Genomic DNA, 20458 nt, shown 5'->3' on the forward strand with positions numbered 1-20458 from the left:
AACTAAGTATCCATTTTTATTTTTGCAAAGGAGATTTAATGACAAACCTTAATAAAACGTGCATGATGATTTTGTAGATATTTTGATGGAGCGATCGCCATTATGGGGAAGCTAGTAACCCTAAAATTTAATGACGGTAATTTTGAACAAGGATTTTCTGTAACGATTCAGATCGGTCAAGAAGGAGTTCAACCTTCATCAGAGATTTCAGCAGTTCTACCTCCATCAACTGATTTACCCAAGCTATACGATGCTTGGCAATCTATCTATTTAGCAATTGGATCGCCAACGCGACTTTCTGCTGATGCGAATGCTGTTACTAATGTTTCTTTTATTGAAGATTGTTACGATGCAGCCGAAAAACTAGCAGAACAGTTAAATGAGTGGCTCCGATCTCAATCCTTTCTGCCTGCAAGAGAGTTACTCTCTGACAATATCCATAGAACAGATGAAGTGCGCGTGCTTTTGCAATCGGGAAATCCTTATTTGCAGAAAATGCCTTGGCACTTATGGGACTTATTTGACCGTCGCTATACTAAGTCTGAAATTGCGATCGCGGCTCCTGCCTACTCCAGTATCGAATCTGTCAAAAAACACTCTGACAAGATCCGCATTTTGGTAATTCTCGGCAATAGCGAAGGTATTGATGTGGATACTGATCGCACTATGTTAGAACAATTACCAAATGCTAAAGTAACTTTGTTAGTGGAACCGAAGCGACAACAACTGAACGATCAATTGTGGCAACAGCAATGGGATATTCTCTTTTTTGCGGGGCATAGCTCTACACAAGAGGATATCGGTCGCATCTATATTAACGAGACAGAGAGTTTAAAGATGGAACAGTTGCGCTATGCCATGAGGACTGCCGTATCTAATGGTTTGAGATTAGCGATTTTTAACTCCTGTGATGGTTTGGGCTTGGCGCGATCGCTATTTGACTTGCACATTCCCCAAGTGATCGTCATGCGCGAACCGATCCCCGATGAAGTAGCCCAGAAGTTTTTGCGTTACTTTCTCGAAGACTTCTCAAGCGGAACTTCTTGCTATTTGTCAGTACGGAGAGCAAGAGAGCGCTTGCAAGGTATGGAAGATCGTTTTCCCTGTGCGACATGGTTACCCATCATCTGCCAAAACCCCGCCGAAACACCTCTAACATGGTCAATTCCCAAGGAGGAGAAAGTGACTACACCTCTACAAGCACCACCGAAACAATCAATACCAGTAGTATCGCCAATGATAGAAATGTCATCTTCACAACCGCCTAGTCGAAGAACTCAAAGGACAAAGTTATTCCAACTGCCACAAACCTATCTCCTTTTGGCAGGAACGGCTTTGGGTTTGGCTGTTTTTGTAGCGGTGCTGCGTCCACGTCCGATTGTGCTTGCCAGTGGTGGCGCGATCGCGGCGATCGTATTTAGTACTTGGTCTTGGCAGATTAAGAAAGAGTTTGCTTGGTTAAATGAAAATAATTTGCTTGATCGCTATGTATTTGCTTCAAAATTGGATGCGTTGGAACGCAAATCTCTATCTACTGGGATGCAGTGGCGCAGGGCAAAGGCATGGGCGAGGGAGATTCATGCTTATGCCGAAAAAATAGTTGAGAAGGAGCCAGATCTAACGGTGGATATCTTGGAAACTCTGATCACTGTTTTGGAATTGGCTGGTCAGGTTGCTGATGCGATCGCTACTATCAGTCAGGTGAAGTCTGAGAATTATCGTGTGGTGGCGCAACGCCGCTTACAAGCTAGTTACGATCGCCTTCAAGCTACTCATGAACTTTTACAAAACTTACAAGATCAAGTTCTTTTACTTTCGCTAGATCGCAGTAGTTCTAATCTCAAAATGGAGCTTCCTGCTCAGTTGAGACTAGCGATCGATACAAACAAAATCACTTTGCAAGCAAATGAAAACTAGACAAGAACGAGAAAATTATGATTAGCAATCCTGCAAATAAGCTTGTGTTTTCAAATACTTCAACAGTATCCATTTTATTCACAATGCTTCTTTCTTCACCTTTTATCTTTTTTGGAATATACCTTACATTTGGCGATTTAATAAGCTCTCTTAGTCGATTGAATAAAGCGAGCTTAAATTGTAGCCGAGATAAAAGCGAAATATATTGTTCGCTTACTGGTAAAAATTCGTATGGCAATATAGAACAGGTCATTTCTTCCAAACAAGAGAAATGGATTGGAATAAGGAGGGAGATTTCTGATAATGAGAATGAAATAGATGATTTGATAGTCTTGGTAACAAACAAAAAAGAGATCTTTCTTTTTACACAAAAATCTATTATTAAAGGTCAGATAGATCAATTAAATAGCTTTTTATACAATCCAACACAGAACTCAGTAAAGATAGACACAAGAAGATCGGATGAACTTAATATTTTCTCGAAGTCACTTTTTTTGGCAGCTTATTGGGACTTTTGTTGTGTGATAACTATTGTATTTATTATTAAAAGCATAGTCAATTCTAAAAAATATACTTTTGACAAAGAAAACAATAGAATTACGATTAAAAGAGTTTTGAGGAAAGATTTATCTTTTGAGATTGAGTTTAAAAAAATTAAACAAGTTAATTTGGCACTTGTAATCAAAAGTGATGAAAATATGAGTGAGACAATACTTCTTATTGATAATAATGATTTTGTTTTACTGTCAATAGATCTATATTACACATCCAGAGTGCATTACACATCTATAGATATGCGTTACACATCCAGCTCGGCAAGTTCTGCAATTGCTGATTCAATTTGTTTATTTTTGTACCTTGAACCTTATCAAACGACAGTAGTTCCACCTTAAATATTTTTCAAGCAATCTTAAAGAATATTTTATTATTTCGAGAAAAAGATTAATTTGCCAACCCATGAGAACAATATTATGTTTGCCAATATGCTAAACAACAAATCACGAAAACTAACCAATCGCCTATTCAAAAAGCTCAAAACTTTAGGATCGCTTTGGTTTGCGATCGGGCTTAGCCTGACATTAATTATCGCTTGTGGAACGATCAAAATTGACTCTTTTGAGACAGCCAGCAAAGCGATTCAAAATGATTTTCTACCTAAGATTAGAATTGAGCAAGCATTAGTTTCTGATGCGGCGGCGGCACGATATTCTACGGATAGCATTAAGGAACCATTGCCAAAGATTGAAGAGTTTCCTTTGTATGGCGCTCAGCCGACCAATGATCCCAAACAAGTCTACATTGAAATTTATAGCTCAGCAGAAAAAGCTAATGCTCAAAAACAAGATGAGCGATGGATAGTAGATGTTGCGGAAGCCTTCAATGTCAAAAATGTTACGACTAGCTCAGGGCAAATCATTCGAGTCGGCATCAGGAATACTCCCTCTGGTTTAGGCGAACGCTTGATTGCATCTAAAACGTTTAAGCCTGCCGCCTTTAGTCCATCTAGTGACCTTTGGATTGAAATCCTCAAAAGCGATGGAATTACCCCAACTGCGATCGCATCAGTATTACAGCCTAATGGTACAGGTTTTGCCTTGAGAGGAGATACCTATCAGGAACTAGCCAAAGGTGGAGAGGTAAACTTTGAGAGATTGCTAGATGCCATCACCACAGGCAAAATTTCGATTGGCTACCCCAACCCCTATTCCAGTTCGACAGCTTTAAATCTGCTTTATACAATTCTCTGGCGAGCCGCAGGACATGATCGCGATAAACAACCCCTGACAGTCCAAGACTTAAAAGTTCCCCAAGTTAGTTCAGTATTTGATGCTTTCCAGAAGCAAGTGATCGTCACATCAGTTACAACTTTAGAACTAAAAGACATCTTTGTGCGCGATCAGCAAAAGATGCAAGCTTTTCCCCTTGATGGTGTTGCCTTCAATACATTGAAAAAGCTACCAGGATTTGAGCAGGTTGCCTATGTGCCCTTTGGGTTGCCCCATAATGCACCTTTAGTTGGCTTCGAGTGGAATACTCCTGAACAGCAGGAAGCATTAAAAAAATTCGCCGAATTTGCAACTAGCGAACCGATGCAAAAACTAGCTTTTGCAACACCTGAAATTTTGGCACATCTCAAACGCAAAGATCTTCCTGTCACTCCTTCAGGAGAAGTTCTCAAAACAGCACTCACTTTCTGGAAACAGCGTAAAGATGGTGGTCGCACTGTTTATATGATGCTAGTGATTGATACTAGTGGCTCCATGACTGGAGCAAGAATGCAATCTGTTAAGGAGGGCTTACGCATTGCCACTAAGGAAATTAACGCAGGTAATCAAGTTGGTTTAATCACTTTTAGCGATCGCGTCAAGAATGTGGTCAATCTATCACCCTTCGATGGTCTTCAACATAAGCGTTTACTAGCCGCGATCGATGCTCTCGAAGCCGATGGTAACACTGCTCTATATGATGGCGCGATCTCAGGTTTAGCCCCGCTCATGGAACGCCGCAAAGCCGATCCTACGGGCGTATTTCGCTTGCTATTACTAACTGATGGTGAAGTAACTTCAGGACTTAAATTTGAGGAGGTCAAGGATCTAATGAAGTTTAGCGAAGTGCGGATTTATCCGATCGCCTATGGCGAAGTCAATCAACAAGAACTAAAGGCGATCGCTGCTTTGCGAGAGTCTACAGTCCAAGTTGGTACACCCCAAAACGTCCAAAACCTTCTCAAAGAAATCTTTCAAACTAATTTATAAACCTAGGAAGTAAGGATAGGCGGCGCTTTGCGCCGCCTATCCTTACCATATTTTAAAAATCTATGAATAAACTCAATCGTAAACTTATAACTACTCTTGGTTTGGGATGGTTAGGATTTGGAATTGTGGGCAGTGCGATCACCTTTGCTTTACCACCTACACAAATTACCATTCTCATTGATCGCAGTTTTTGTCCTCAAGATAAATGGCAAGCGATCGCCTCTACTTACAACGATATTTATCAACAACACCAAAATCGCGATCTCCAAATTAAGGAAGTGATAACCTTCAGTGATATTGGACAAGAAGTTTTATCGGCAATTCCTACTCCCGATGCTGTGCGATCGCTCAATACCTATGGGCGATCGAATCAAGAACGACAAAAGCAATTGCAAACTAGCTACCAACAAGCTAAATTGCTCTCTTGTCAATCTCAATAGTAGATATTGCATAGCTCCATTATTCCTAGAGATACAAGCATTCAGTTAGTTGTGAAAGCTTGATATGTATAGACAAGTATCTCAATCTCTAGTTACTTCAATCCTAGCAGCAATTTTGCTGTCATCTTGTAGTTTTATAACTGGAATGATGAAAAGCAAAGAAATCGCAGAGAGCGCAATTGTGGAATTCCACAATCGTTTGAATGCTCAACAATGCAGTGAGATTTACGAACAATCAGATAATCGTTTTAAGCAACAATATGAGAAAAATACTGCAATCAATGCATGTAAAACTATCAACGAACGTCTTGGACAGGTAAAGAACTCTAGTTTATTAGGATTTAATATCCAGTCCACTCCTACTGAAACTTTAGCGACTCTAAAATATACTACTGAGTTTAGCTACGTTAATGTTACAGAAGAGTTTGTACTGGTCGTCGAAAGTGATCAAGCAAGAATCGTAGGCTACAATCTCATTCAATAGTCGTCTCCATCTCGAAAGTTTTTGGATTGAAATTTATAATCCAAAATAAAGTTCTGTAACAAAATGCGTATTTCATTTTAGTTTCAGTGAGAAGTAATTAGAAAAACATCAATTTGAAAAACTTTGAGGCAGTCATGTTTAGTATTAGGCTGGGTGAAACCCTTTGGTCGTTAAATAAAAAACGGTATTGGGTTGGAAGCATAATTTTTGTAGCTTTGACTGTAATTCTCCCTAAATCCTTTGCGGTGATTAATACAGGAGAGCGCGGCATCCTCGTAACCTTTAACAAGGTGCAAGACCTTGTATTAAATGAAGGCACTCATCCTATAGTTCCTTTTGTATCATCAGTCAGAGTTATGAATATCCGTATTCAACGAACAGATGTTGAAGCTAATGCTCGCACAAAAGATTTACAACGAATTACCACAAAGGTTGCTCTCAATTGGCAAATTTCACCAGATAAAATCCAACAAGTTTATCAACAATTTGGGAATAATGAGGAGTTGGTAGCCAGAATTATCACTCCTGTTCTAGAAGAAATTGTGAAGGCGCGTATTCCCGCAAGGAGTCTTGAGAAGAATTTGATAGAACGTACAGAGCTGAAACAGGAACTAGAAACAAAGGCGAAACAGAGATTAGAGTCCTATGGCATTGTGATAACCGATCTATCAGTTTTGAATGTCACTGCCTCTGATGAATTTAATAAGGCAACGGAAGAGAAACAAATTGCCGAGCAAAAGTCAATTTCTGACAAACAAATTGCTGAGCAAAAGGCACTTTCTGACAAAATGGTTGCAGAACAGGAACTGCAAAAAGCAGACTTCGAGTCTAAAAAAGCAGCCAAAGATGCGGAAACAGCGATCGCTCGTGCTAGAGGACAAGCAGAATCTCAAAAGTTGTTACAGACATCTTTGAGTCCAGAAATTTTACAGAAACAGGCGATCGAGAAATGGGATGGTAAATTTCCAGTGGTAATGTCTAGCAATGGAGCATTGCCATTTATCAATGTCAATGCTCCCACTAGTAATCCTGAGCCAAACAAATGATTTTGGCGATCGCTCTAATATAAAATCCTTCTAATTCCTTCTAAATTAAAATTTAGAAGGAATTCGCGATCGCCCTTAAAAGTGCAATTGTTTCCAATCGTATCTCACTAGTTAGGGATTTCTCTGCGGCGCTAGTTTTGACTATTACTACTTGACGCTTCGGATTAATGTAAAGAAACTGTCCACGATGACCTTTGGCAACAAAATCTCCATCGGTATTAGGTGGAATCCACCATTGATATTGATAGCCAAATCCAGCATATTCCTTAAAATCTGTAGCCCCTGCTTGCATATCTGGGCGATCGGGGATAGTAGATTCTTTAATCCAACTTTGAGGAATAATCTGTTTGCCATTAAGTTTACCTTCATGGAGATAGAGCAGCCCAAATTTGGCATAGTCCCGTAGAGTCGCATTGAGACCACAAAAAGTAACTTCCGTACCGTACAGATCGGTTAACCAAGAAGCATCAGATTCGGCTCCGAGAGGTTGCCATAGCTTTTCTTGAAAGTAATCAGCAATATTTCTTCCTGTAGCACGTCTGATTAATAATCCCAAGACATGAGAATCTAAACTCATATAGTGAAATTCTTTGCCAGAGGCTTTTTCTGATGGAAAGTCAAATATGGCTTGATCCATCGGACGGGCATAGAGAAATAACTTAGGCAGAAGTTCATTAATATCGGACTTTGGATTAGAATAACCTTCATCAAAGCGAACGCCTGAGGACATTTGGAGAATATGCTTAATGGGAACGTTGTTATAGCCAGAATTAACTAGTTCGGGAACATACTTCGTGATCGGATCGTTGATGCTATGGATTTTACCTTCCGCGATCGCAATACCAACTAGTGCGGATATAAATGATTTTGCCATCGACCACGATGTATTCCGAGCGCTCGCCGAGTTGCCTCGAAAATATTTCTCATAGACGATCGCATCGTTTTTAACAACTCAAATACCAGTGGTAAAAGTGCGATCAAGCAGATCGGGCATTGCGTAGTTTTTGCCATTGAATTTGTAGGAAATATTTAATTCGCTAATATTCTCTTGCAGTTTGTAGGGTTGCGTAGATTTTGCGATTGGTCTACTAGGAAAAATGGTTTCCATCGAACGGAAGTTCTCAGCTATTTTCCTAGGCTGAAATAAGGTCTGTTTTGGATAGAGATAGAATTTCCACCAGCAAAATCCAGATGCCGCTAATAGAAGAACTACAAAACTAGAAATTAATTGCCATTTTTTTATTAACATGTCTATGACTCTATTATAGTAGGATCGGTAAGTTTTCATACAAGCAAATTCTATTTCAGATTCTGATTAAAGAAATCAGAGACTTTTCTAATGTAAGTTTGGGGATTTGTATTGTAGCTTTCAGCATGTTTAGTTGCAGATGTCTCCCAATAAATTGAGCGAGGATTTGCCGACTTCAAAACATAGGCTTGATTTACAGGGGTGAAGGGATCAGATTTGCTATGAATAATCAACACAGGACGCGGAGCAATCTTTCCAATTTCATTAACTGGCTTAGACAGGGTGAGATCGTAACCAGTAAACCAACTTCCAAACATCATTGTGGATGGCAAAAAAATATTGGGAAGTCTGGAAATATTGCTCCAATTTTGTTGCATTACTGGATAGACCTCTGCATAGGCGCTATCTGTAACCAAGGCTCCAATATCAGAGTCTTCTGCGGTTGCACCGATCGCGGTTGATGCTCCCATAGATACGCCAATCACGCCAATTGCTTTGGACTGATAGCCTCTACGTTTTAACCAATTCACCGCCGCAATCACATCTCGTCTTTCAGTTATCCCAAATGTAAACCTAGCATTTCCGCTTTGTCCGTGACCACGTAGGTCAATCATCAAAACCGTAAAACCTTCGCGATTCAATCCCGCCGCAAATTCTGGGAAATGTCCACCAAATTCGGCTGTACGACTGGAATTCATTCCATGCACAAGGATTATAGCCTTCTTATTAAGTTTTGAAGGAAGAAACCATCCTGTTATTTCCACTCTATCAGAAGTTGAGAAATGAACGTCTTCTGGAGGTGTACTAAAGACTGAGACTGCTTTGGAATCAAAAATTCTCTGAGGGGTCGAGAGGAGATTTGCAGCAATAACTGAGATTCCTATGTATATTGTCAAAAGAGATGCTGAGATGCCAAGAGTAATGTTGACAAAATTCTTTCTAATTGGATTAGTAATTTAAGTTTCCTCAAATTTGAATATTATTTCTAGAATATTATTTCTAGAATATTTTTTACCAACGCCAGCGCATTGCATTAGCAAAATCAGCGATTGAGTAGGAATATTTTGGCACTTCTAGAGTGGAATTGACTCGGCGATCGCTATAGGTTTGTGCCATGACGACGACTGGTAATGCTAACGACAGCGAGATGACGATCGCTTTAACTTGAAAACCCTTGAGCCAAAAATTCTTGTTCATGTCTAACTCCAATTATCTATAAATAACGCTTGTCTAATAGGATGCCTGAGCTAACTTGGGCGAAAGACTCACTTTTAGGATCAGTTGCAGGATCATGAATAGGATCGTCATTTTGCGATCGCTATTGCCGTGACCTGTAAAATAGGGCTAGTAAAGAGTGCTAGCCCTTCAGAACTATGGCGAAAAAATATGGCAAAGGCATCTAAACGAGGACAGCAGCTACTCAAGGACAAATTACGTCAGATGGGACTGTCCCAAACGGCTAGCCAAGTCTTAGAAAGGGCTGGATCGATTGGTGTGGCTAAGCGTTTTTTTCAGGGGGATGATATTCGTCAAGATACCTTCACGCAGATCTGTGAATTTTTGGGCGTGGATTGGCAAGAAGCGATCGCAAGGACTCCACAAGTCGATTTAAAGGAAGCGCAGCAGGTTGGTAATTTCTATGGACGTACTGCTGAACTGCAACAGTTAGAGCAATGGGTAATCAGCGATCGCTGTCAGATTGTCACCCTTTTGGGCATGGGGGGCATGGGCAAAACTTCCCTAGCCTTGCAACTAGCCCATCAATTAAAAGAAGAATTTGAATTTACGATCTGGCGATCGCTACGCAATGCCCCATCTTTTGAGAGTATCCTCACCGATATTTTGCAGTTTCTCTCTCATCCGCAACCGCTTGAACTGCCTGATAATTTACCCGCACAGCTTGACCTACTGATGCGCTATTTAGATGCGAGGCGATGTTTGCTAGTAATTGATAATTGGGAATCGATTCTGAGCGATCGCTATTACTATCGCTCTGGTTATGAAAACTATGGCGATTTAATTAGATATATTGGCGAACGTCACCATCAAAGTTGTTTGGTGATGACCAGTCGCGAAGCCCCGCCAGAACTATCGCGATTGATGGGAGACAAAGTGCGATCGCTAAATTTATCAGGCTTATCACAACAGGATGGATTACAGATATTTGCGCGAGAATCTATTGCAGCAAATGATGCGGAATGGCAGGAAATCATTACGCATTACGCTGGCAATCCTCTCGCCCTGAAAATTGTCGCCGCAGGGATTCGTGATTTACTGGGCGGTGATGTTGCTCAAATGCTAGCTTTAATGCGGGAAGGTGGGCTTACCTTTGGCGATATTCAGGATTTGCTGCATCGGCAATTTTTGAGGCTATCGGAAGCGGAGCAGGAGGTGATGTATTGGCTAGCGATCGCCCGCGAACCAATTTCGGCACTCAGTTTAAAAGAGAATCTACTATCGCGAGAATCTAAGCAAAGACTAATTACAACTCTAGAATTATTGAAAAAGCGATCACTGATCGAAGTTACGGTTACAGGATTTACCCTTCAGCCTGTGGTGATGGAATATGTCAATTATCAATTCATTGAAAAGATTTGTCAGGAGATTAACTGCGCTGAACAGAAGCTAAATTTACTGCATAGCCATGCGCTCATCGAAGCCACAGCTAAAGATTATATTCGTGATGCTCAGACTCGCTTTATCCTCCAGTCTATTGCGGATAAGGTAGGCTCTCAAGCGATCGCTTTGGCGCTAACGAGACTAAAGGCAGAAGTTCCACTGAAGCAAGGCTATGCAGGGGGTAATTTGCTAAATCTTCTCTGTTATCTGCACATCGATCTGACGGGTTACGATTTCTCTAATCTATCAATTTGGCAAGCTGACCTTAGAGCAGTGGAACTGCATCGAGTAAACTTCTCTAACTGCGATCTGTCTAAATCTGCTTTTCGAGTGACCTTTAGCAGTGTGATGGCGACTGCCTTTAGTCCCGATGGCAAGATTTTAGCCACTAGCGATGTCAGAGGCTGGATTTATTTTTGGCTAGTTGCTGATGGTAGCCAACTCTTCAAAACTCAAGCCCATAGCGAATTTATATTTGCGCTTGCCTTTAGTCATGATGGTCAGATGATGGCAAGTGGTAGCCTCGATCGCAAAATCAAGCTATGGAATGTGCAGACAGGAGAATGTCTCCTTGCGATGGAAGCCCATGCTATTGGAGTTGCAAGTCTTGCCTTTAGTCCTGACGATCGCCTGATTGCAAGTTGTGGAGGCGATCGCACCGTCAAGTTAACTGAAGTCAAGACGGGTAAATGCTTAATGACCTTAGAGGGACATGAGCAGATCGTGCGATCGGTTGCCTTTAGCCCTGATGGTCAAACGGTTGCCAGTTGCAGCTTGGATCACACCATTAAGCTATGGAGTGTACAAACGGGAGAATGCCTGCGAACAATTGTAGATTCTAGTGCGGTCTATTCCCTAGCCTTTGCACCACAAATCGATGCTCATAGTTCAGAAGGACAGCTTGCTACTGCTGGCGAAGATTGTCTGATTAAGATTTGGGATATTCATACAGGGCAAATCGTGAGTGCGATCGCAGGACATCAAAAACAGATTTGGGCGATCGCTTTCAGTGCTGACGGTCAAATGCTTGCAAGTGCGGGTGACGATGAAACTGTGAAGCTGTGGTCAGTGAGTACGGGTGAAGTAATTAGAACTCTGTATGGTCATAAAAATCGCATTTGGTCTGTTGCCTTTAGTCCCGATGCGAAGGCGTTGGTGAGTGGCAGCGATGATCGGATTGTGAAGTTGTGGGATGTAGAGACGGGTCAATGTATTAGAACGATTCAGGGCTATCACAAAGCTACTAAGCCTGTTGTCTTTAGTGATGATAGCGATCTTCTCTTCTCCTTTAGTTATGAAGAACAGAGCGTCAGAGTTTGGGATGTTCAGAATGCAAAATGTTTAAGAAATTTTGATCTCGGTACATCGGGAGTGATGCAAGTTGCCTTTAGCCCTGACCAGCAAACCTTTGCCTGTGGTAACTATGACCATACGATCAAAATTTTTGATACTAAAAATGGAACCTGTTCCCAAATCCTCCAAGGACATTCGACTTGGGTGAGATTTGTGATTTTCTCTCCTAATGGTGAGATGTTAATTTCAGGCAGTGGCGATCGCACGATTAAGCTTTGGCATCTGCAAACAGGAGAATGCTTACATACTTTGTGCGGTCATACGAGTCCGATCCAAGCTCTAGCGATTCATGCTAATGGTGAAATCCTTGCTAGTGGCAGTTGGGATGGCACGATTAAAATTTGGGATCTGCGATCGCCTGAATGTCTAATCACGTTAGCAGGACATAGCGATCGGGTGGAAAGTTTAGCCTTTAGTCAAGATGGAATATTGATTAGCGGCAGTATGGATTACACAGTTAAGTTCTGGGATCTGGCAACTTTTGATTGCGTGAGGACGCTGCAAAGTCAATTTCCTGTTTGGACAGTTGCCCTAAGTCCAACTTCGCCAATCCTAGCGATAAGTGGCAATACTTCAGAGATAAAGCTGTGGAATTGGAATACTAATAATTATTTAGAACATTTAGAGGGAGAGTTCGGTATTGGCTACATGGGCGATCTGATTTTTAGTGCTGACGGACAGATTTTAGCCAGTGGCGGCGAAGATGGGACTAATCGGCTTTGGAATATACAAACTAAAAAGAGCTTCAAATTATTGAAAATCCCTAAACCCTATGAGGAGATGAATATTAATGGAGTCAAGGGCTTAACTGAAGCTCAAAAGTCCACCCTGAAGGCATTAGGGGCAGTTGAGAATTTTTAATTGATCGCACCTAAAGACCTTAATGAAATCTTCTGTGCTTCTGATAAACCGCTAACGGATTGAATATTCATGTCCTCATAGGGACGAGATAGTTGCAATGTCTTGATACATTGATCATTCTTAAGGTTCCAAAGTTTCGTAGAACCATCACTACTGCCACTGGCAAGAATTCCCTTATGGCTGAAAACTATTGAGCCAATTTGACCAATATGTCCTGTTAAATTCGCGACATTTTCACCAGTCGATACTTTCCATAAGCGAATCACTGTATCTACGCAAGCCGCAAGGATCTGACCATCAGGACTAAAGGCGATCGCAAAAATATTACTTGAATCTAATTCTAACTTTCTCATACATTTACCCGTAACCGTATCCCATAAAGCGATCGTCCGATCTTGACTACTGCTTGCCAGCAAATTGCCATCGTCATTAAAGGCTAGAGATAAGATGCGATGGTTATGGGCTGGGATGACTAGCTGACACTCGTAAGTATGAATATTCCATAATCGAACCGTTCCATCCCAACCACCACTAGCTAGTTGTCCAACTCGATTAAAGGCAACACATTGAATCGGTCCAGTATGTCCGCGTAAAGTTTGCAAGCATTTTCCCGTTAACACGTCCCATAATCTTACAGTTTGGTCTTCGCTGCCGCTTGCTAAAAAATGTCCATCGGGGCTAAAGGAGACCATTCGTACCCAAGCAGTATGACCTCCAGCCATTTTTCTGATGACTTCACCATTCTCTAAATTTAAAATCCCCACGCTATAGTCTAGTTCTGCGGTGGCAATCATTTGTTGATTTTCATTTAGGGCAACTTGCCAGAAACCTTTGGTATGCTTGGATAAAGTTTTAAGACATAGCCCTGAATTAATATCCCAAATTCTGACTTTTTGATCATCTCCGTGGGTAAATAGGCGATCGCCACTAGCATCAAAAGCAAAAGGTATCATCCCACAGTGATAACCCTGCAATCGTCTTAGACAATAGCCCGTAGCTGCTTCCCAAATTTTGAGGGTGCGATCTTCGCTTCCTGTCACAAGAAATTGACCGTCGGGACTAAAGGCAAGCGACCAAACAGAGCCTTGATGTTCTTGCAATGTTTTCAAGCATTGACCAGTATGCACATCCCAAAGCTTAACGGTTTTGTCATCGCCACCACTCGCCAGAGTAGTTCCATCAGGACTGAAAGCGAGCCACCAATTGCGATCTTGATGTCCATGCATAGCTTTCACACATTTTCCATTATCAATTCGCCAAATCTTAACGGTGGGATCGTCACCCGTACTGGCAATAAGCTGACTATCTGGACTAAAGGCAATGGTAAGAATTCCATTGTTATCTGACAAATTTTGAAGGCAATTACCACTGGCAATATCCCAAATCTTAATTGTGCGATCAGAACTACAACTTGCTAACATATGACCATTAGGACTAAAGGTAACAAATCGCACGATATTTTCATGTCCTTCGAGAATCAAACATTCACCTGTTTCCACATCGGTTACTTTAACAGTGCGATCGCCACTACCACAGGCAAACAAGCGCCCGTCAGGACTGAAAGCACTAGTAGAAACCCCTGCGGTATTTTCTTGCAAAGTTTTCAAATACTGCCCTGTGTGGGCATCCCAAAGTTTTGCAGTTTGATTGAGGGAATCACTAGCGAGGGTCTTACCATCGGGGCTAAACGCGACAAACATACACCAATCTTGATAAGCCTCAAAAGCTAATAACTGCTTGCCATCACTAACTCGCCACAGATAAATCCATCCTTTACTGTCACTAGCAGCAATGCGATCGCCTTCGGGATGAAATGCGACACTAGTAATACTGCCAAAGGTTTCCGTAAAGACTGATTTTGCTAGATTTGCTCCCCTAAAGTTAACTTTCTGTAGCTCAATGTTACGCAGATCGGCTTGCCATAAAGTTAAATTAGAAAAGTCACAGCCCGTTAGATCAATTGGAAGTTGGCAAAGCATATTTAGCAGATTCCCACCAGCATAACCAGTTTCAAAAGTCGATCTGTTCTGTAAGGCTGAGATTCTTTTGAGAAGTATATTTTTTACATTATCTACAGTTTCATAAACGCTTAATAGATTCTCGATTACTAGTTCTAAAATCACCCGAATTTGTGCTTGCCTGATGTAATCCTGAGCTTGCACTTTCACCAGAGCATGACGTTTGAGAAGATCGAGTTTATCCGTTGCAATTTCTTCACAAACCTTGGCGATCGCCCGATTGCTGACATACTCCATAATGACTGGTTGGAGTGTAAATGCTTTTAGGTTATCATCAGTAATTATTTCGATCAGCGATCGCTGTCTGAGACTTGCTAAGGTGCTAACAAGATTTTGTTTTGAGCGAATCGATAGTAAATCGGCTTGTAATTCAGTAATAGAAATCGGTTCCCGTGCGATCGCTAAACCATGCATGACTTCTTTTTCTAGGTCAGATAGGCGATCAAATTGGCGTTGCAAAAGATCTTCGATATCTCTAAAAATGAAATTGCCTTGCTGTAGGAGTTTAAGAAATTCGGATATGTCACTGCCGAGTAAATCTCGCACGGATGCAGCTACCATTTTTAGAGCCAAAGGATTTCCAGCATAATGTTCTAAAATCGCTTGCATCTCGACTTCAGAAGTATCAATCTCACCAATTTTAAAGAGAAGTTCTCGTCCTGCTTCTGAAGATAGCCCCTTTACAGATAGCGATCGCACCTTTTTACCACTTAGTCTCGAAAATTCTGGTATTTGTTCTCGGCTGGTCAAGATCAGGCAGCTTTGATGGCGTTCTTCGGCAATTCTCCTGAATAGATTGCCATAGTTTGCATAACCCTCCCAATAATGCCCCGTATCACTGTCAAGAATTGATTCAATATTATCAAGTACCAGCAAACATCGATGTTGGCTCAGGGCTTGCATGATTTGCTTTAATTGGCGATCAATATCATCGGATATTTCCGTTTGTTCAGGTTGTGACAAAAAAGGAATCAGTTCGGACAAGATTTCTTCTAAAGGTGGTGCATCCCGCAGCGATCGCCAAATAAAGCGATCAAATTTATTCTGCAATTGGTCAGATAGTGCAACTGTTAAAGTTGTTTTGCCAATGCCTCCCATACCTAAGAGCATCACTAACTTAGACTGCTCAACAACTATCCACTGTTCTAGTTGAGTTAGTTCCGCTTCCCGACCATAAAAACTTTCAACATCTGGAGCTTCGCCCCAATCTTGGTATTCTAAAAGTTCGCCAGATGACTCTCTTAGAGCCATCAAGGATTGACTATTATCATCAACAGGTATATCAACAATCGATTCCCAATCTTGGATGCCGACCGCTCGACAAATATCAATAAAAGTCTGGCGACCGATCTGATGTTTTTCAGGATGCCAAAAACGCCTCAAGGTCATTCTTGAAGAATTAGCCTCGATCCACCAACGGCTAGTACTCGTTTTAGTCCAACCTTTTAGCTTTAGAAACCGCTCGACAATTTCTAGTCCTTGCTGAGAGGCTCTAAGGGTAGGTGCATCGTGGATATAGCTCATATTAAGCATCCCATTAGTTCAAACATAAATTTTCCCAAATTTAACCTACGCAATTGGCTCACTTTTTCGCTCATTTGCAAGCTATTTACCGAGTCCTAAACTGAGCCTTAAATTTCATCGCGATCAACTAAATTCTAAAAACAAATAAAAATGCATACCTCATAGTATTAGAGAAATAGATACAACTAAAGCAATTTTTGTAGATGCGATCGCAATGGGCAAACGTTATGAAACTAGATAATAAAATCATGAGAAATAAATGGAGAGCTTTCCTACTTATAGTTCTTCTTTTTCTAGGAAATGGATGTATGGCAAAAAAGAATGAGATTATCCTTGAACAAGGAATATCGAAATTAGATTCAGGTGATTCTCAAGGAGCAATTATAGACTTCAACGAAGCTATTCGCATTAAACCTGACTATGCCGAAGCCTATGTCCGTCGAGGAAATGCCAAGTCAGGTCTAGGAGACGATCAAGGGGCTCTTGCTGACTACAATGAGGCTATTCGTATCAAGCCTGACTATGCACGTGCTTACTCCAATCGAGGAAATTCTAAGCAAATTTTAGGTGACATGAATGGTGCAAATACTGACTACAACGAAGCTATTCGCATCAAACCTGACTATGCCGAGGTTTACATAAATCGTGGGAGTCTGAAAAGCAACTTAGGAGATAATCAGGGTGCAATTGCTGACTTCAACGAAGCTATTAGACTCAAACCTCGCCTCGAAAGCGATCTTGCGCTTGCTTACACCAATCGGGGAATTGTAAAGTCCTCTTTAGGAGATATTCAAGGAGCGATTACAGACTACAACGAAGCTATTCGCATCAAACCTGACAATAGCGAAGCCTATACTAGACGAGGAAATACGAAATCTGATTTAGGCGATAAGAAAGGTGCAATTGCAGATTTTACAGAAGTTATTCGCATCTGTCCCAGATGTAGCGGTTATTATAATCGCGCACTTGCAAAGTCCTCTTTAGGCGATAAGAAAGGTGCAATTGCTGACTATGACAAATCTATTAGCTTCAGACCTGAGACAGTTGCACCATATATGAATCGTGCAATCGAGAAGCAAGATCTAGGAGATAAGCAAGGAGCTTTAGCAGACTTTCGTAAAGCTGCGTTACTTTTTCAGAAGTATGGGAATACAGAATACTATCAAAAGGCAATTAAGCATATTAAAGAGATAGAAAAATCGCTTTGATGTTACTCAAATTTTTTTTGACGCATCAGAGAACCATTTTCTGAGCCAAATACTGAGCCTTAACTTTACTCTTGATCGTACAAACTATACACAGCTAGTAAAAGCCGAACCAAAGAAATGTTTAAAGGCAAAAAAGTGTATATATCAATAGCTATATTACTGCTCTTAATAATTATTGGAATCTCGATCTATTGGAGCTACATTGCCCCAAAGATAGGATTATTTGATGATGGTAGACGTGCAGAAAACTTTCGTTCTATGCAAAAGATATTTCCTGCAAAGGTCATCCATCGCTCTAACAATCCCTATATATTAAAAGAGAATTTACGCAATCTCAATGTAGCCTACGAATTTGACGGTAGACAGCACAAGATGTCCGATCTGCTTGAGCGCTCTGGAACTACTGGAATCCTTGTAGTTAAAAATGACACTATCGTTTACGAGAATTATTTTCAAGGTAATACGAATCTAGATAAAAACACCTCTTGGTCGGTAGCGAAGTCATTTGTTTCAGCACTTGTAGGCATTGCGATCGCTGAAGAACACATCTCTAATGTCAACGATCCGATTACCAAGTATATGCCCGAATTAGAGCAATCTGGATATCGCAATGTTCCCCTCAAACATATCCTTCAAATGTCCTCTGGCGTTAAGTTCAGCGAAAAATATAGCGATCCTGAATCGGATATTTTTCAAGTTATTCCTAAACTTTTCTTTTATATGCGATCAATGAAAGATCTTGCACGTAGTTTTCCATCAGAGGGTGTATCAGGGCAAAAATTTCATTACAGCAGCTTAGATACGCAAATATTGGGAATGCTGATTGAACGAGTCACTGCACAGAGCGTATCATCCTACTTGCAGCAAAAATTATGGAATCCACTGGGCGCTGAGTCAGATGTTTTTTGGTCAACGGATAATTATAATGTAGAACTATCATTTTGTTGCTTGAATGCCACTTTACGCGATTACGCAAAGTTTGGATTGCTCTATTTACATGATGGTTACTTTAACGGAAAGCAAATTGTTCCGAAGTCTTGGGTGAAAGAATCAATCACTCCTGATAGCCCCCATTTGCAAGTTGGAGCTACTGACGAAAAAGAATATGGGAAATGGGGATATCAATATCAATGGTGGATTCCTACAGGTTCTCATGGTGATTACTGTGCGGTAGGCATTTTGGGACAGTACATTTACATCGATCCTAAAAACAATGTAGTTGTTGTCAAAACTAGTTCGGGTTCTCTGTCTTCAACAGCAAAGGATGACGATGAAGCGATCTCACTCTTTCGCACCATTATTAAAGAACTGAACTGAGTCAAATTAAGCCAAATAGTACCAAAACGATCTAAGGCAAGAAAAATGCAAGTAATTTACTCAGATACGCATCGTAAGCATCATCCATCCATTCAAATATTTGGTGGCGGCGAAAAAGTACCATCTTTTGAAAGTCCAGAGCGATTGGACAGCATTATAACTGCACTGACACAAACCAACTGGGCAGAATTGCGATCGCCTGAAGAATTTGAGCTAGAGCATATCCTCGCCGTTCATGCTCCTGACTATGTGAATTATCTACAAAATGCTTTTAACGCATGGAAGACCTATAAAGAGAATCTTGGTGAAACATCGCAAAATTCATTTGTGATGAGCGACACTTTTCCCCCTCGACGCTCAAACCGCAGACCTACATCCATTGTTGCCCAAGCGGGATATTATTCTTTCGATCTATGCTGCCCGATTGGAGTTGACACCTACGAAATCGCCGTTACTTCAGCAAATTGCGCCCTCACTGGAGCAAAACTTTTGCAAACTGGAGAGAAATCTGCTTTTGCTCTATGCCGTCCCCCAGGTCATCACGCAGGTCGAGACTTTGCAGGCGGCTACTGCTACCTGAATAATGTAGCGATCGCCGCTAAATACTTATCTGCTCAAGGAAAAGTTGCCATTCTTGACATTGACTATCACGCAGGAAATGGTACACAAGATATCTTCTATAGTTCATCGGATGTGCTGACTATCTCTATTCATGCCGATCCAGCATTCGATTATCCCTACTTTGTCGGTTATGCTGATGAAACAGGCGAAGATTCAGGACAAGGTTATCATCATAATTTTTCGCTTCCGTTAGGAACTGGTGATGAGACATATTTCAAGATCCTTGAAAAAGCTCTAGAACTGATCAAAAATTTTATGCCAGAATATTTACTAGTTTCCTTTGGTGCTGATACATTTCAGAGCGATCCACTAGGAAGCTTTGCCATCACTACTGAGGGATTGCAAGCGATCGGAGTTCAAATTGCTAGCTTAAATCTACCTACCTTGATCGTAATGGAAGGCGGATATAATATTGAATCTCTAGGACTGAATACCTGTGCCATGCTTTCAGCTTTTGCTCGTCGAGCATAAATGAAAGCATCTGCCAAAAACTTAACGAATTCAAATCATACTTTATGCAAATCAAACCACTTTCTCAAACCACACTCTCATCTGCAATTCAACTAGCAAATCTAGTATTCCCCCATCAAAAACTATTAGAAAAAGCTAGCTTTGCTTTTCGGCTAAGCCTGATGTCTGGTTGGTTGCCAAAACCACTTCTGAGCTTAAGGAGTATTGATGAGGCTCGTTATTGGGTCGCATTGAATGAAGATGAAGAAGCGATCGGGGTTACAGGACTTTATAAATATATTAAAGATGAAGATGACTCACTCTGGTTGGGCTGGACTTGTGTTGCGCCGACCGCACGCGGAAAAGGTATTGGCGGGAAACTAGTAGATTTTGCGATCGCCCAATCCATCTCTGAAGACAAGAAATTCCTTAGACTCTATACCTCTAACGATCCGAATGAATCCGCCGCACAGCATCTCTACGAACGGAGAGGATTGCGCGTTGTTGGCGAAAAAGAATTGCAGGGAAGCCCATTCAAAAGAATTTATCGTGAACTTTCTCTCGTAACGTCTGCATAGCTCTCTGATTGTCAGAT

Annotated in this window: 15 protein-coding genes and 1 pseudogene; 11 read left to right on the forward strand and 5 right to left on the reverse strand. The window is 41.1% G+C overall.

Annotated elements, in window-relative coordinates; genetic code table 11:
* Positions 1–102 precede the first annotated feature (102 nt).
* The 6 genes from H6F42_RS20390 to H6F42_RS20415 all read left to right on the forward strand — a co-directional run bounded on the left by H6F42_RS20390 (position 103) and on the right by H6F42_RS20415 (position 6643).
* Complete coding sequence (locus H6F42_RS20390) at positions 103–1917, forward strand: CHAT domain-containing protein (RefSeq protein ID WP_190401223.1); 1815 nt, start codon at positions 103–105, stop codon at positions 1915–1917.
* Positions 1918–1934: 17 nt separating this feature from the next.
* A complete protein-coding gene (locus H6F42_RS20395; RefSeq protein ID WP_190401224.1) occupies positions 1935–2810 on the forward strand; it encodes a hypothetical protein in 876 nt (291 codons plus the stop codon).
* Between the two features lie 90 nt (positions 2811–2900).
* Positions 2901–4673: a vWA domain-containing protein gene (locus tag H6F42_RS20400; protein ID WP_190401225.1), complete on the forward strand. Its 1773-nt coding sequence runs from the start codon at positions 2901–2903 to the stop codon at positions 4671–4673.
* A 62-nt stretch (positions 4674–4735) separates the two neighbouring features.
* Positions 4736–5113, forward strand: a complete 378-nt coding sequence (locus H6F42_RS20405) for a hypothetical protein (protein WP_190401226.1) — start codon at positions 4736–4738, stop codon at positions 5111–5113.
* Positions 5114–5177: 64 nt separating this feature from the next.
* The gene (locus tag H6F42_RS20410; RefSeq protein ID WP_190401227.1) at positions 5178–5597 is read left to right on the forward strand and encodes a DUF4019 domain-containing protein; all 420 of its coding nucleotides are present in this window, start codon (positions 5178–5180) and stop codon (positions 5595–5597) included.
* 215 nt (positions 5598–5812) lie between these two features.
* The gene (locus H6F42_RS20415; RefSeq protein ID WP_199289216.1) at positions 5813–6643 is read left to right on the forward strand and encodes a prohibitin family protein; all 831 of its coding nucleotides are present in this window, start codon (positions 5813–5815) and stop codon (positions 6641–6643) included.
* Positions 6644–6695: 52 nt separating this feature from the next.
* Here the strand turns inward: H6F42_RS20415 and H6F42_RS20420 are convergent.
* The 4 genes and pseudogenes from H6F42_RS20420 to H6F42_RS20435 form a co-directional block, all read right to left on the reverse strand.
* Positions 6696–7583, reverse strand: a pseudogene (locus tag H6F42_RS20420) (serine hydrolase); the annotation flags it as partial.
* A gap of 12 nt (positions 7584–7595) precedes the next feature.
* On the reverse strand, positions 7596–7892 hold the full coding sequence (locus H6F42_RS20425) for a hypothetical protein (protein ID WP_190401228.1): 297 nt from the start codon (positions 7890–7892) through the stop codon (positions 7596–7598).
* Between the two features lie 50 nt (positions 7893–7942).
* Complete coding sequence (locus H6F42_RS20430; protein ID WP_199289218.1) at positions 7943–8788, reverse strand: alpha/beta fold hydrolase; 846 nt, start codon at positions 8786–8788, stop codon at positions 7943–7945.
* 115 nt (positions 8789–8903) lie between these two features.
* Positions 8904–9089: a hypothetical protein gene (locus H6F42_RS20435; RefSeq protein ID WP_190401229.1), complete on the reverse strand. Its 186-nt coding sequence runs from the start codon at positions 9087–9089 to the stop codon at positions 8904–8906.
* Between the two features lie 189 nt (positions 9090–9278).
* On the opposite strand from H6F42_RS20435, the gene H6F42_RS20440 reads away from it, so the two are divergent.
* Complete coding sequence (locus H6F42_RS20440; RefSeq protein WP_190401230.1) at positions 9279–12725, forward strand: NB-ARC domain-containing protein; 3447 nt, start codon at positions 9279–9281, stop codon at positions 12723–12725.
* On the opposite strand, the gene H6F42_RS20445 is transcribed toward H6F42_RS20440, so the two are convergent.
* A complete protein-coding gene (locus H6F42_RS20445; protein ID WP_190401231.1) occupies positions 12722–16267 on the reverse strand; it encodes an NB-ARC domain-containing protein in 3546 nt (1181 codons plus the stop codon). The genes H6F42_RS20440 and H6F42_RS20445 overlap by 4 nt on opposite strands.
* Before the next feature lie 308 nt (positions 16268–16575).
* Between H6F42_RS20445 and H6F42_RS20450 the strand changes: the two genes are divergently transcribed.
* From H6F42_RS20450 to H6F42_RS20465, 4 genes are all read left to right on the forward strand, one after another.
* On the forward strand, positions 16576–17475 hold the full coding sequence (locus tag H6F42_RS20450; RefSeq protein ID WP_190401232.1) for a tetratricopeptide repeat protein: 900 nt from the start codon (positions 16576–16578) through the stop codon (positions 17473–17475).
* A 258-nt stretch (positions 17476–17733) separates the two neighbouring features.
* Complete coding sequence (locus H6F42_RS20455) at positions 17734–18792, forward strand: serine hydrolase (protein ID WP_190401233.1); 1059 nt, start codon at positions 17734–17736, stop codon at positions 18790–18792.
* A gap of 45 nt (positions 18793–18837) precedes the next feature.
* On the forward strand, positions 18838–19884 hold the full coding sequence (locus H6F42_RS20460; RefSeq protein WP_190401234.1) for a histone deacetylase family protein: 1047 nt from the start codon (positions 18838–18840) through the stop codon (positions 19882–19884).
* Positions 19885–19928: 44 nt separating this feature from the next.
* The gene (locus H6F42_RS20465; protein ID WP_190401235.1) at positions 19929–20441 is read left to right on the forward strand and encodes a GNAT family N-acetyltransferase; all 513 of its coding nucleotides are present in this window, start codon (positions 19929–19931) and stop codon (positions 20439–20441) included.
* Positions 20442–20458: the final 17 nt, after the last annotated feature.

Source organism: Pseudanabaena sp. FACHB-1998 (genome assembly GCF_014696355.1).
Taxonomy (GTDB): Bacteria; Cyanobacteriota; Cyanobacteriia; order Pseudanabaenales; family Pseudanabaenaceae; genus Pseudanabaena.